The 14,227-nt window shown below is 73.0% G+C and carries 10 protein-coding genes; 9 read left to right on the top strand and 1 reads right to left on the bottom strand.

Annotated elements, in window-relative coordinates; genetic code table 11:
- Positions 1-94 precede the first annotated feature (94 nt).
- Entirely contained in the window at positions 95-583 is a 489-nt protein-coding gene (locus OOJ91_RS10545; protein WP_266244429.1) for a hypothetical protein, read from the top strand.
- 771 nt (positions 584-1,354) lie between these two features.
- Here the strand turns inward: OOJ91_RS10545 and OOJ91_RS10540 are convergent.
- Entirely contained in the window at positions 1,355-2,887 is a 1,533-nt protein-coding gene (locus OOJ91_RS10540; RefSeq protein ID WP_266244428.1) for a M1 family metallopeptidase, read from the bottom strand.
- A 144-nt stretch (positions 2,888-3,031) separates the two neighbouring features.
- Between OOJ91_RS10540 and OOJ91_RS10535 the strand changes: the two genes are divergently transcribed.
- The 8 genes from OOJ91_RS10535 (at position 3,032) to OOJ91_RS10500 (ending at position 14,221) form a co-directional block, all read left to right on the top strand.
- Entirely contained in the window at positions 3,032-5,728 is a 2,697-nt protein-coding gene (locus OOJ91_RS10535; RefSeq protein WP_266244427.1) for a hypothetical protein, read from the top strand.
- A gap of 99 nt (positions 5,729-5,827) precedes the next feature.
- Positions 5,828-8,383, top strand: a complete 2,556-nt coding sequence (locus OOJ91_RS10530; protein ID WP_266244426.1) for an FtsK/SpoIIIE domain-containing protein — start codon at positions 5,828-5,830, stop codon at positions 8,381-8,383.
- A gap of 2 nt (positions 8,384-8,385) precedes the next feature.
- Entirely contained in the window at positions 8,386-9,306 is a 921-nt protein-coding gene (locus OOJ91_RS10525) for a hypothetical protein (RefSeq protein WP_266244425.1), read from the top strand.
- A 192-nt stretch (positions 9,307-9,498) separates the two neighbouring features.
- A complete protein-coding gene (locus OOJ91_RS10520) occupies positions 9,499-10,677 on the top strand; it encodes a radical SAM protein (RefSeq protein WP_266244424.1) in 1,179 nt (392 codons plus the stop codon).
- Positions 10,678-10,681: 4 nt separating this feature from the next.
- Complete coding sequence (locus tag OOJ91_RS10515) at positions 10,682-10,933, top strand: acyl carrier protein (RefSeq protein ID WP_007462887.1); 252 nt, start codon at positions 10,682-10,684, stop codon at positions 10,931-10,933.
- Position 10,934: 1 nt separating this feature from the next.
- The gene (locus tag OOJ91_RS10510) at positions 10,935-12,206 is read left to right on the top strand and encodes a hypothetical protein (RefSeq protein WP_266244423.1); all 1,272 of its coding nucleotides are present in this window, start codon (positions 10,935-10,937) and stop codon (positions 12,204-12,206) included.
- Between the two features lie 21 nt (positions 12,207-12,227).
- Positions 12,228-13,313: a hypothetical protein gene (locus OOJ91_RS10505; RefSeq protein ID WP_266244422.1), complete on the top strand. Its 1,086-nt coding sequence runs from the start codon at positions 12,228-12,230 to the stop codon at positions 13,311-13,313.
- Entirely contained in the window at positions 13,310-14,221 is a 912-nt protein-coding gene (locus tag OOJ91_RS10500; RefSeq protein WP_266244421.1) for an NAD-dependent epimerase/dehydratase family protein, read from the top strand. The genes OOJ91_RS10505 and OOJ91_RS10500 overlap by 4 nt, the downstream gene beginning before the upstream one ends.
- The last annotated feature ends 6 nt before the right edge of the window (positions 14,222-14,227 follow it).

Below are 14,227 nucleotides of genomic sequence, written 5' to 3'. Positions count from 1 at the left end.
CGGCAGGCATCTGCCGCGCCGGCCGTCCGTCGGTGAGACAGCGGTCACCGCCGACGGGACGTACCGGCCTGAAGATCATCGTTACGCTGCGCTCATGGACAATGAGGAGCGGCTACGACGGACCCGTCGCTGGCTGTGGATCGTGCTGATCGGGCTCTTCCTGAGCGGTGCCACCGCGTTCCCGCTGGAGATCGAGGTGCGCTGGCTGCTGCGCGCGCTGGACCCGCTCGCCGGTCAGGTGCCGGCGCTCGTCGACTGGATCGAACGAGTCCACACCGGACTCGTGACGGCGGGCGAGGACTACCCGTTCCTGCTCTACGGCACCGACTGGCTGGCCTTCGCCCACCTGGTGCTGGCGGTGGCGTTCTGGGGGCCGCTGCGTGACCCGGTGCGCAACGTCTGGGTGGTGCAGGTCGGCATGATCGCCTGCGCGGGGATCGTCCCGCTGGCGCTGATCTGTGGCCCGATCCGGGACATCCCGTGGTTCTGGACGCTCATCGACCTGTCCTTCGCGGTGGGTGCCTTCCCGCCGCTCTGGTTCGCCTACCGACACATCCGCGCCGTCGAAGCCACCCAGCCCTAACCCATCCCATTGCCCCGCTGCCCCGCCGCCGAGGTGTTCACCGATCGGGGTCGCGTTCACCGGCCCGGCTTGGCCCGGCTTGGCCCGGCTTGGCCCGGCTTGGCCCGGCTTGGCCCGGCTTGGCCCGGCTTGGCCCGGCTTGGCCCGGCTTGGCCCGGCTCGGCCTGGCTCGGCCCGGCTCGGCCCGGCTTGGCCCGGCTTGGCCCGGCTCGGCCCGGCTCGGCCCGGCTCGGCCCGGCTCGGCCCGGCTCGGCCCGGCTCGGCCTGGCCTGGCCTGGCCTGGCCTGGCCTGGCTCGGCTCGGCCTGGCTTGGCCCGGCCTGGCTTGGCCCGGCCTGGCTTGGCCCGGCCCGGCTCGGCTTGGCCTAGTGGGTGGGCTTCGGATGCTTTGGAGCTGATGTCATAGACGAATCGGGATGGGTCCCGTCCGCGGATGATTCGTTGACGGCATCAGCTCCAAAGCACTCGTCCACCACCCTTCGGCCCCGACCCGGCCGTACCTCCGGCTCGGCCGTACCTCTCCGCTCGGCCGGCCTCCGGTTGCCCCACTTCGGTGGAGTGTGGCCGTGACGGCCGTGCGTACGGCGCAGGGCGGATCAGCGGGGGCGGTTCCGCCATTCGCCCTCAACCCGCCGCCACCCCCGCCCCACCCCCGACCGCGTCGATCATCGAGTTGTGGTGCCTCAGATTTAGGGCATCAGTCATCTTCTGCCAGCCACAACTTCATGATCGACAGGGTGGGCCGGGGCGGGGGTGGGGTAGGGGTGGGCGGTTAGTGGGACAGCAACTCGTGGGATTCGTGGATTTTGGACCAGGACTTTGGTTCGGTGGGCGGGGCGGTTTTGCGCGCGGCGCTGGCCACGTCCGGTCGGCCGGCGGTAAACAGCCAGGTGGTGAACAGCTCGTCCAGGTCCAGACCGGAGATCCGCTCGGCCAGGGCCTGGAACTCCTCAATGGTGCCGTTGCCGTACCGGTGCTCGGCCGTCCACGCCGGCAGGATCGCGAAGAACGCGTCGTCGCCGACGGCCAGCCGGAGCTGGTGCAGCGTCATCGCGCCCCGGTCGTAGACCGCGTTGTCGAAGACCCGGTCCGCGCCCGGGTCACCGGGCAGCACCTGCCAGAACTCGTCGTCGGCCGGGTAGCTGGCGTAGGTGAAGTCGAAGACCTCCTGCGCGGTGCCCTCGTCCTGCTCCTCCGACCAGAGCCACTCGGCGTACGAGGCGAAGCCCTCGTTGAGCCAGATGTTGCGCCACTCGGCGACCGAGACCGAGTCACCGAACCACTGGTGGGCGTTCTCGTGGGCCACCACGTACGTGTTGGCGCCACGACGCCAGAAGCCCGGGCCGTACACCGGGCGGGTCTGCGTCTCCAGGGCGAAGCCGATGCCGTCCACCGGCCCGGCCACGCCACCTCGTGCCTCGAACGGGTACGGGCCGAAGATCCCGCTCTCCCAGTCGGTGATCTCGCCGGTCCGCTCGACGCTGGCCCGCGCGGCCGGCCCGAGCGCGCCCAGCGAGGTGCTGTACGCGTTGATGACCGGCTGGCCGCCCGGGGTGGTGTCGGTGACGATGTCGTACTGACCGATCGCCATGAAGGCCAGGTAGGTGGCGGTGGGGGAGGTGGTCCGCCAGATCCACCGGGTGCGGTTGCCGGCCTCGGCCGCCGGCGGCCGGGGCTGCACGCCGTTGCTGATCACCTCAACGCCGTTGGGCACCGAGACGGAGATGTCGAAGGTGGCCTTGTCCAGCGGGTGGTCGTTGCTCGGGAACCACCACCACGCCGACTCGGGCTCGTTTACCGCGAGCGCGCCGTCGTCGGTGCGCGTCCAGCCGGTGTAGCCGTTGACAAGGGTCTCCGACGGGATCCCGCCGTAGCGCACCACGATGGTCAGCTGCTGGCCCCGGGTGATCGTGCGGGTCGGGGTGACCACCAGCTCGTGCGCGCCCGCCTTGGCGGCGCCAGCCTCCCAGCCGTTGACCCGCACCGACTCGACGTCGAGCAGGAAGTCCAGGTTGAACGCCGAGAGGTCCTGCGTCGCGGTGGCGAGGATCGTGGTGGTGCCGGTGAGCCGGTCGGTGGCGGGGTCGTAGCGCAGCCGGACGTCGTAGTGCGAGACGTCGTAGCCGCCGTTGCCGTAGTCGGGGAAGTAGGTGTCGCCAAGGCCCGCGGCGCCGGGTTGCGGCGCGACCGAGACGACGGGCCGGCCCCAGCCCGTCGGGGCGGCCGGGGCGGGCGCGCCGGTGAGCATGGTGCCGGCGGTGGTGAGGGTCAGGGCGGCGGTGGCCGCCGTGAGGACTCGTCGCACGAGGTGGACTCCCTCCATCGGATGTACGCACCGCCAACCTAATCGACAACTGTGAACATCGCCGCCCGCCGCCCGCGCGCCAGATCATCGATCTCTGGCGCATCTTGCACCGCAAGGTCACACTTGGTGAATCGGAGGTGACGCGTGCGGCGGTCGGAGCTGTCCAAACAGGAGTTGATCGGCCAGCGGCAGACGACCGGCCATCGAGACCGCCTGCCGGCCGGGGGTCTGGAGCTCTTCACGTTGCTCGCCCAGTTGCTGCGGCGTCCCCGCCGCGGTGACCGCCGGCTGCCGTTGCTCTGGCTGGTCCGCGCCGAGACGCAGGAACTGATGGTGCCGCTGCGGCGCTTCTTCGGCCAGGGCCCCCGACGCCGAGTGCCGCACGCCGTGCTTGACGTCGAGGCGCCACCGGCTGCCGGGGACGTGCCGGCGCTGCTGCGCGAACTGCACCGCCAGCTCTCCCTGGAGGCCTTCGGCGCCGCCCGGCTGCGTTTCCGGCACTACCCGCTCGCCGACTGGCTGATGCAGCAGAGCCTCAGTTTCGGCGTCGACGCCGACGACAGCCGTGCGGCCCTGGTCCGCCGGCTGCGTGACAGGCGTGGCCCGCGTACCTCGGGGGCGTTGCCCTCCGGCGGTGACACGGTCAGCATGGTCTCCCAGGTGCTGCTCTGGCTGGTCCGCCGCGCGGTGCCCGGAGTGGTCTTCCGGGCCGCCGTCTCCGGTCGGGTGCCGCTGCTCGGCAGGCACTACCGCTGGTTCATGCGTCAGCAGTACCTGGCGCCCCGGCAGTCGGTCACCTTCCTCGGTTTCGCCGAGCGGCTCACCGCCGGGTGGCGCGACGGAGAGCAACCCGACCAGGTCAACAAGCTTCTGCTGCACGCGTTCCTGGAGGACCTGCGTCAGGCGTACCGGCGTCGGGTCTGGCGGCCGTCGGACTGGCGACGCACGGCGTACCCGGCGCTACTGCTCGACCACGTCGCTCCCGGCAACGCCGGCGGGGAGCTGGTCCGGCTGATCGGCGACGTCCGCACCGAGACCGGCCGCAACGACCCGCTGCTGATCGTCGCATCCGGCGGACAGCCCCCGCCGGAGCTGCCCGAACCGCACCCCTTGACCGAGGCCGACGAGGCGTACGACGAGTGGGCCGAGGCGCTGCCGGAGATGCGGCGGCTGCGCCGCCCGGCCGCGTGGCTTGTGGTGCTGCGTCCCGACGACACCGACACCGGCCCGCCGTCGCGGGGCGGCATCCGGCCCTTCTCCGCACCCGATCCGCCCTGGTGGTCACGGCGCTTCCTGCCGGCGGCGCTCTGCCTGGTGCTGGTGGCGGCGCTCGGGCTGTGGGCGGGCACCAGGTGGGGGCTGGGCTGCCACCCCTCACTCACCGGCGGTCGCGTCTCGGTCGAGATCGCCGCCAGCGGCGAGTGCGTGGGCTACAGCGACCGCGCAGCGCAGGTGTTCAACAACGACCCCGGCCAGGACCGGCTGCGCACCGTCCAGCGGCGGATCTTCGCGCAGAACCGCGCCGCCGAGGAGGTCTGGCAGCGCAGCGATCGGCGTCGGCCCTTCCTCACGCTTGTCTACCTGGGCACCCTGACCGGCAACCGGACCCGCGCGGACGAGGAGTCGTACGTCTCCGAGCGGGAGGAGCTGGAGGGCATGGCCACCGCCCAGTACGCGCTGCTGAAGGAGTCGGCCGGCGCCGACGGCGCGGCGTTGTTGCGGATCGTGGTGGCCAACGCCGGTCGACAGATGATCTACGCCGACCGGGCGGTGGCGATGCTTGCCGAGTTGGCCCGCGACGACCCCACGGTGCTCGGGGTGGTCGGGCTGGTGGAGAGCCGGACCAGCACCGCCCGCGCGCTGCGCGATCTGAACCAGGTCGGGCTGCCGGTGCTGGCGCCCACGCTCTCCGCCGACAGGATGGACGCCAACTCCCGCCTCTACCTCCAGATCTCCGCGCCGAACAAGGACCAGGTGCAGCTTGTCGACGCGTACGCCAAACAGGTGCTGAAGGTCAACGAGGCGCACGTCTTCTACACCACTCTGGAGGGCAGCTCGCTCACCGAGGACCTCTACGTGGGCACCCTCGTCGACGGGCTCCGACAACGGTTCGGCCCTCGGATCACCCGCCTCGACGAGTGGCGCACCGGGCAGCGGCTGACCGACGAGTGCGGCTACCCCGGCCTGCTCTTCTACGCCGGACGGTGGTCCGAGTTCGACGGGTTCCTGCGGGCGCTGCGGGAGTGCGGCGGCAACCCGCCCCGGCACCTGGTCGCCGACGACTCGGCGAACCGCTACATGGCCAACCCCGGCCTGCGCGCCGCCGCGCCCGGCAACCTGCCCGTCACGTACGTCTCCAAAGCAGCCCTGGCCACCTGCGCCGCGTTGCGGGCGGCCCGGGACCGGCGCGACGACGCGCGGGCCAGCTTCCTGGCGTTGATCCAGTCCGACGACCTGCTCGACCCGCCGCGCTGCCGACCGGGGTCCGAACAACAGGTAGGCGAGCGGGTCAGCCTCGCCTACGACGCGGCGATGATGCTCATCCGGGCGGTGGAGAGCCTCGCCGCCCGGCTGCATCACGCCGACCCGGGGCAACGCTGGGAACCGAGGTCGGTCAACCCGGTCGCGGTGCACGCGGAGGTGCTCCGGCAGAACGCCGGCCAGGGCTACCTCGGGGTGGCCGGGTTGATCCGGTTCACCCCCGACTCGGGCGAGCCGGTCGACAAGCGGCTGGCCCTGATGCGGGTGGAACAGGTGCCCGACGTGGCCGCGGCGCCGGTGGAGGTGTTCCGCTGCGGGGTGGCCGACGCCGCCGGCCCCCCGGCCTGCGGCCCGGTGTGACCGAGCGGCCTGTGACACGTCCTCGCAGGACTGTCCGGGTGCCACCGGCGTCCGTTAGGGTTTCCGGGACCAGACGGCCGTTGGCGTTGGGGGCAGAGGGTGGGCAGGCTCGCGTCGGCGTACGGGCAGGCGGTCAACTCCCACCGGGCGGCCCGGGCACATCTGGCCAATGCCGTTGGGGCGCTCGGCACGACAGCCACCACTGCCGCTCCCGGCGGCGTCGGCGAGCTGGTGGCCCGCCTGGCCCGTGTCGGCGGCGCGCTCGCCACTCCCGACCCGGGAGCGACGCCGCTCACCGATGAGCCCGCTCCGGTACGGATCGGCGAGGCGTCCACCCAGGACGGCGGCTTCCCCGTCCTGCTGCCGCTCGGCGGCGGCCACCACCTGGCACTGGACACCGACGCCCGGGACGGGCGCGTCGCCGCGCTGCTGCGGGCGCTGGTGCTGCGGCTGGTCGCCACCGCGCCACCCGGTCGGGTCCGGGTCACCGGCATCGACACCGCCGCGCTGGGCGCCACCTTCGGCCCGCTGCGTCCGCTGCTCGACGCCGGCGTCCTCGACGCTCCGGCCACCAGCGAGGCCGAGGTGGCCGCCCTGCTGGACGCTGCCGAACGGCACGCCCGCGCCGCCCAGCACGCCGACCCCGCCACCCGTCAGTTGCTGCTGGTGGTCGCCACCGCCGCCCCGCCGCCGCGCGAGCTGGCCCGGCTCGCCGCGCTCACCCACGCCGGCCCGGCCGCCGCCGTCTGCGTGCTCCTCGCCGGCCACCCGTCCCGGCTGCCCGGCGAGACCTCGCCGCCGCTGGGCAGCACCACCGCCCTCCGGCTCACTGAGGGGTACGCGCACGTCGGCGACCCGCCCGGCGCCCCGTTCAGTGCCGACGGCAGTGGCCTCGCCGCGCCGGTGCTGCTCGACGGCGACCCGCCGCCGGCCTCGGTGCGTGCGCTCGCCGAGCACCTCGGCGCCGCCGCCCGCCGCGCCGACGCGCTGCCCTTCGCCGAGCTGCTGCCCGAGCGGCGCTGGGCCGAGTCCGCGGCCAACGGCCTGCGCACAGTCGTCGGCAGGACCGGCGCCGCGCCGCTGACCGTCGCCTTCGACACTGCGCTGACTGTCGCCTTCGACGACGCAACCCCGCACTGGCTGGTCGGCGGGCGCACCGGCGCCGGCAAGACCGTCTTCCTCCTCGACGTCCTCTACGGGCTGGCCGCGCGCTACTCGCCTGCCGAGTTGCAGCTCTACCTGCTCGACTTCAAGGAGGGCGTCAGCTTCACCGAGTTCGTGCCCACCGGCCGCGACCCGTCCTGGCTGCCGCACGCCCGTGCGGTAGGCATCGAGTCCGACCGCGAGTACGGCCTCGCCGTGCTGCGCGAGCTGCGCCGGGAGGCACAGCGCCGGGCCACCGCGCTGAAGCGGCACGGCGTCACCAAGCTCGCCGACCTGCCGCGGGACAGTCCGCTGCCGCGCATCGTGGCCGTCATCGACGAGTTCCACGTGCTGCTCGCCGGCAACGACGCGCTGGCCCGCGAATCCGTCGACCTGCTGGAGGAACTGGCCCGCAAGGGCCGCTCCTACGGCATCCACCTGGTGCTGGCCAGTCAGAGCATGACAGGCATCGAGGCGCTCTACGGCCGGGCCGAGGCGATCTTCGGGCAGTTCGCGCTGCGGGTGGCGCTGCCCGGCGGCGGCGGTGTCCTCGACCAGCTCAACGACGCCGCTGCGGCCCTGCCGATCGGCTCCGCAGTGGTCAACACGGCCGCCGGCGCGGTCGGCGCGGACACCGTGCTGCGCTTCCCCGACGCGCACGCCGCCGCGGCCGACCTCGCCGCGCTGCGCCACGAGCTGTGGCAGGCCCGCCCGGCGGGCTCGCGGGCCCCGGCGGTCTTCAAGGGGTACGAGGCGGCGCGCGTCGAGGACGATCCCACCTTCGCCGGGCTGCGCCCCGGTGGCCGGCGCCCCATGGCGCTTGTCGGCCGGACTGTCGACGTGCACGGCACCACGGCGCTGTTCCTGATGGACTCCACCCCCGGCCGGCACCTCGCCGTGGTGGGCACCGCACCGGCCGGTGCGGACGTGCTGCGCGCCGCCGCGCTGAGCCTGGCCCGCCAGCACAGCCCCGGCGACGCCCGGTTCCAGGTGGCCTGCCTGGTCACCGCCGCCGACCCGATCGCGGCCGAGACCGAGGCGGCGCTGCGGGCCGCGGGTCACCCGGTGCACCGCCTCGACGCGGCCGGGCTGCGCGACCGGATCGTCGCGCTGGCCGCCGAGCCGGCCGGCCGCGAATACCTTGTGGTGTTCGGGATGGACACCGCCGCCGGAGTCCTCGGTGCTGCCGACCCGGTCACCTTCCGCTCCGGCCTGGACGACCTGCGTACGCTGCTGCGCCACGGCCCCGCCCAGGGCGTGCACCTGCTCGGCTGGTGGCGTGGCCTGCGGCGGCTCTCCGACGACCTCGGTGGCACCCAGAACCGCGACGACGTCGCCTGCCTCGTCGCGCTCAACGTGCCCGGCGCCGAGCTGGCCCTGCACCTCGGGGTGCACGACCTGGCCTACACGCCCCGCGCCGACCGGGCGCTGCTTGTCGACCGGCACGACCAGCGCACGAGGCTGATCGTGCCGTTCGCCCGCGACGGGCACGAGTCGTACGGGGAGCGTTGACGGTGTCCTTCGAGGAGTACGTGGCGCTGGCCCGACAGCTCGCCGAGCACCGCCGCGCCGGCGAGCGGGATGCCGCAGCCGAGTCCGAGCGCCGCCGTGGCCTGCACGCCGCCGCCGACTACCTGCACCAGCGGCTGACCGCCCAGGGGCACCGCCTCGACCAGCTCGGCCGCGCGATCGGCGTCGACAAGCCACCACCCGGCCCGACCGCCGCACCGGGCGACGACATGCCGGGAGCGAGGCCCGGCGTCCCGCCCGGGGGGTCCGGCTCGCCGGTGCCGACCGGGTCGGCAGGTGACTCCGCCGCCTGGCCTGGTCCGCCGACGGGGTCCGGCTCGGCCGCCGCACCCGGATCGGGGGACGGCCGATCCGCCGGCGCAGCAGGCGTGCCGGGGCGGGCGGGTGTCGGGGCGTACCCCGAGCTGCCGGCGGTGCAGGCGCCGCTGGCGCTGCCGACGGCGGTGAGCCCGGCGGGCGTCGGGGTTCCGGCGCAGCGGGCGGCGGCGGTCGACCCGGTGGTGGAGTTGGAGTTGGCCCGGCGGATGGCCGACGAGGCGGACCGGCACGGGCAGCAGGCCGAGTTGCTGGCCCAACGACCGGCGCTGCTGCCGACGTGGTCGCCGCTGGCGCGGGCGGTAGCCGTCTACGCCTCGTGCGGCGCGGCGGCGGGGGTGCTCATGCTGATCCTGGTGGTCGCCTCCGGGGTCGGCATGGTCGACGGCTTCACACTCGGCGCGTGGATCTGTGCGGGGCTGCCGGCGCTGGCGTTCTTCGGGGGATATCTGGTGCTGGGTCGGTGGGGGAGACCCGCGATGGTCGCCGGCACCCCACCCCGCTATCTGCCACTCGGGTTCCTGATCTGCTTCCTGGTGGTGCCCCTGGGCTACTGCGCCTACCTGCTGCTGTTCCGCGCCCTGCGCTGAGGGGTTTACGGCGAAGACCCTCATGTGTCAGGGTGGTGAACGACCCGTGGCGGGGTGAGCAGGACACTCACATCCACGTCGGACGACCGCCGCCGGTTCCCTTGTGATACCGGGGGTTCGTGCGCATGTAGGGATGCGAACGGCCCCCGATCCATCACGAATCGTTTCGTGGCAGACGAGCGGGGAGCCTGCATGTCCTACCCACGTACCAACAAGGTCTTCACGTCCGGGGAACTGCACGACCTGCGCCGGACGGTGGCGATCAGGTCGGCGACGCGTCGCAATCTGGCGGCGGATCCCCTCTACGCCACCGCGTTGCCGCAGGAGGTCAGCATGCAGCTGACCTACCGGTGCAACCTGCGGTGCCATCACTGCTTCCAGTGGAACGAGCAGGGCTTCTTCCACAACTACGACAGCCAGCGCAGGCGTTCCGAACTCGACCTCGACATCGTCCGGGACGTGCTGGAGACGACCGCGCCCGAGCAGTCGAAGGTCTTCCTGTGGGGCGGCGAGCCCCTGATGCACACCCGGTTCGGAGAGATCGCGAAGCTGCTCGGCGCCGTGCCGCGAGTCGTCAACATGTGCACGAACGGCCTGCTGATGGAGCGCAACGCGGAACACCTGCTGACCATCGGGCCACGACTCAACCTGCTGGTCAGCCTCGACGGCTTCGAGCCGGAGCACGAGGCGTTGCGGGGCAAGGGATCGTTCCGGCGCACCATGCGCAACGTCGAGGCGATGCTCGACCTCCAACGGCGCGGCGAGTACCAGGGCGAGTTGTCCGTCGCGTGCATGGTCAGCGAGGACATGGTCGGCCGCATGTACGAGTTCACCGAGTGGGCCGAGCAGACGGGCTTCAACTCGGTGTACTGGCTGCTGCCCTGGTACATCAGCCCGGAGACGGCGTCGGCGATGGACCGGCTCTACGAGGAGTCGTTCTCCTGGCTCAACCCGCCGGAGCCGGGCGACAAGCCGACGTGGCACTCGTACACCTATGCGCTGCCCGAGCAGCACCTGCCGGTGCTGAAGGAGTCGATGGCGCGACTGGCGAGCCGGGTGTGGGATCTGCGGGTGCGCTACCAGCCGCAGGTCGAAGCGGATGAGATCGACGACTTCATCCGCGGCACCTCCCGTCCCGCCCAGCGGCGCAGCCGCTGCCTGGCCGTGTCCAACCGGATCGAGATCCACGCCGACGGCCGGGTCAGCTCGTGCAAGTTCTTCCCCGAGTTCGTGATCGGCGACCTCGGTGAGCAGTCCATGCAGGACATCTGGCAGAGCGAGCGCTTCACCCGGGTCCGCGGCATCCTGCGCGACAGCGGGCTCATGCCTGTGTGCTCGAAGTGCATCCTTCTCTACCTGAGCGGGGAGTGAACGCATGGCAGAGGTGGTCACCCGCATGGCGGCCCTGCTCGCGCGGGTTCTGGAGGATCCGGCGCTGGCCCAGGAGGTGACGGCGGACACGAATCTGCTGCTCGACCTCGGCATCGACTCGCTGCACATGATCACGTTCCTGCTCGCCGTCGAGGAGGAGTTCGACGTCGAGATCGACTTCGAGTCGTTGGACAGCATCCACCTGGAGTCGGTGAAGGCGTTCTGTCACTTCGCCCTCGACGGCGATGGCCGGTGAGGTGAGCGGGACCGTTCACTTCGGCTCGTTCGACGCGGAGGCGGCGTGGCGGCCGGAGGACCTCGCCGGGCTGCCCGCCGGCCCGACGGCGGGCGGCAGCCGGGGACGTCGCGGCATGGACGAGTTGCTGGCGGTCGGGTGCGCTCCCGGCGATCTGCTGCTCACCGCCGAGCCGATGGAGCAGGCCCTGGTCGAGGCGCTTGCGGTCGCCGGCATCGCGCCACGGGTCGCGGCCGTGCCGGGTCCGCGGGACGACACCGTGGAGGAGCGCCTGGCCGCGACCGGCGGCACGTCCCTGCCGGCGATGTCCGGGTGGGCCGCGGCGTTCTACGCCGTCCGGCCGGACACTTCCGTGGCGGTACACCGACTCGGCCTCCGTGCCGCGGTCCCCGCCGTCGAGGTCGCCGCCCGCGTCAACTCGAAGGTCTGGTCGAACGACCTGGTCCGGGACGTCTGCCTGCCCGGCGCGGCCGTCCTGGCCACCACGCCCCGGCAGGTGCGGCGGCTGGCGCAGGACGCGCAGGGCGACGTCGTGCTCAAGGATCCGTACGGGGTCGCCGGCCGGGGCGCCCTGCGGGTCACCAACCCTCGGGTGCTGGACACCGTCGTCCGGCACCTGGAGCGGCAGGTCGCGCGGGGCGCTCGGGTGGAACTGCTGGTGCAGCCCCTCTTCGAGGAGGCGTCCAGCTTCTCCACCCATATCGAGGTCGACCCGAGCGGCGCGGTGCGGTGGTGGGGCGTGCAGCACGTCGACAACGCCGAGTTCGCGTACCGCGGTTCCGGTCCGCTCCCCGCGGATCAGCACGCGAGCCTCGACACCACCGCCCATCGGGAGGTGATCGCGCGGGTCGGGACTGCCCTCGCGGCGGAGGGCTACACCGGTCCCGCCTGCGTCGACGGGTTGCGGCTGCGCGACGGCACGCTCGTGCCGGTGCTGGAGGTGAACGCCAGGCGATCCATGGGCCTGCTGAACCTGCACCTCGACCGGCGGGCCCGCACGGTCGGCCTGCGCTCCTGGTTGCGCTGCCGCACGACGCCGGTGCGGCCAGGTGACACGGTGGCCCGGCTGGTGTCGGCGCTTGACGACGCGAAGGTGCTGTTCCGAGGCGACGACCCCGGGGTGCTGCCGCTGGCCTCGGGGACGCTCACCCCGCCCCGTGGCCGGCTCTTCTTCGCGGTGTTCGCCCCGGACGACGCGACCCGGGTCGCCCTGGAAGCGCAGGTGGGTGACGCGCTCGTCGCGACGGCCGGCGCCCCGAGTCTCGTCACCTGACTCCCGACGATCGGAGCAACGATGGCGACTGTGCTGCTGACGTCGGGCGCGACGCTCGGCACCCACGTACCGGCCCTCATCCTGGCGGGTCGGTTGCGGAACCTCGGGGTCGAGGTGCGCGTGGAGGTGTTCGAGCGGCTGCTGCGACCTGACGAACTCGACAGGCTGCGGGCTGCCAAGCTGGCCTTCCGCGGAAACTTCAAGCTCGCGGTGGCCGCCCAGCGCATGGTGCGTGACCAGATGCCGGCGCTCGACGACGCCGCTGTCGGTGACCTGCTGCACGGGTGGCGGGCCGCGGACGTGGACCAGGTGGTGATCTTCTCCGGCTTCTGGGTGCCCGTCGTCGAACGGTACGAGGCGCTCACGGCCCGGACGCCCCGGGTCGACATCTGCCACCTCGACGCCGCGCCGACAGCCTCCTTCAACCTCTTCCGGGCGCGTACGGAGCGCTTCCGGCACGTGTGGATGTTCGACGCCGAGCGGGGCACCGCGCCGACGAGCATCCGCGTCGGCGACGAGGACCCGGTGCCGTGGCAGCGGCGGGAGCCACGCCTGTTGGCGCACGGCGGCGGCTGGGGGTTGGGCACCTACCGGGACCGGGCGGCGGATCTCGCCCGGGCGGGGCTGGCTGTCGACGTGGTGACCCACGACCCGGCCGACGTGTCCGGCCTGCCCCCCGGCTGCCGGGCGTACATGATCGACCCGGAGTGGGAGGCGTGGCAGGACGACGGCTTCCCGCCGTTCGGGGAGATCCTTCCCGACGGCACGGTGCGGTACCGAAGGGGCCTGTCGCACCACGACTCGTTCGATCTCGCCCGGCACCGCGTCGCCATGCTCTGCAAGACCGGCGGCGGCACCCTGATCGACTCGCTCTGGTCGGCCACGCCGATCGTGCTGCTGGCGCCCTTCGGCGCGCACGAGCAGGTCAACGCCGACCTGTGGCGTCGGCTGGGCTACGGCGTCACCGAGCAGGAGTGGCGCGACAGCGGTTACTCCCTCGACCTGCTGGAGACCCTGCACCGCAACCTGCTTGCCGCCCGCGAGGGGACCGCCGACTACGCCGCCGAGCTGGCGGCCCACGCCGCGCGGACCGAGGTGCCGGGGTGAGTGCGGTAGCTGCCCCGGTCACCGTGGTCGTCGGGTCGGACGGGTTCATCGGGGCCAGTCTGTGCCGTGCGCTCGAACGCCGCCGCCGGCCTCCGCAGCGGCTGACCCGACCCCGCAACGCCGCCGAGGAGCACCGCTACGTCGACGCGATCAGGCGGGCGGATCTGGTCTTCTGGACCGCCGGCACGGTCACGCCGAAGAGGGCCGCGAGCCGACCCGAACTCGTCGAGCTGGACCAGCGTGCCCTCGCCGCCGCGCTGGAGGCGTGCAAGCTGGGCGCCCGTCGGCCCACAGTCGTCCTGCTCGGGTCCGGTGGGACGGCGTACCGCCCGGACGTGCCCCCGCCTGTGGACGAGACCCGCCCACTCGGCCCCGACAGCGTCTACGGCCGGGCGAAGCTGGCCCAGGAGCAGGCCCTGCGCGAGGCCGCGGACCACCTCCGGCCGGTCGTGCTGCGGCCGTCCAACGTGTACGGGCCCGGCCAGCGCGCCGAGGGTGGGCTCGGTGTGGTGTCCCACTGGCTGGAGGCGGCGGCCGCGCACCGGCCGTTGCAGGTGTTCGGCGACCCGGTCACCCGCCGCGACTACGTCTACATCGACGACGTCGTGGCCGCCCTGCTGGCGGTGTGGGACCGGCACCTGGACCCCGACGCCCGGGAGGCGCTCGACGGCGTCGTGCTCAACGTCGGCGCGGGCCGTCCCACCTCCCTCGCCGAGCTGCTGGAGGTGGTGACGGCGACCGTCGACAGGCCGCTGACCATCCGGTACGCCGACCGGCGGGCCTTCGACCGGCGGGACATCTGGCTCGACGTCACGCGCGCGTCGGCGGTGCTGGGCTGGCGTCCCGTCACCGACCTGCGGACCGGGGTGGCGCGGACGTGGGCGGCGCTGGCCGGCTCGACGCGCTGACGTCCG

The sequence above is a fragment of the Micromonospora lupini genome (assembly GCF_026342015.1).
Lineage (GTDB): Bacteria > Actinomycetota > Actinomycetes > Mycobacteriales > Micromonosporaceae > Micromonospora > Micromonospora lupini_B.
This window is presented reverse-complemented; position numbering and strand designations above follow the sequence as displayed.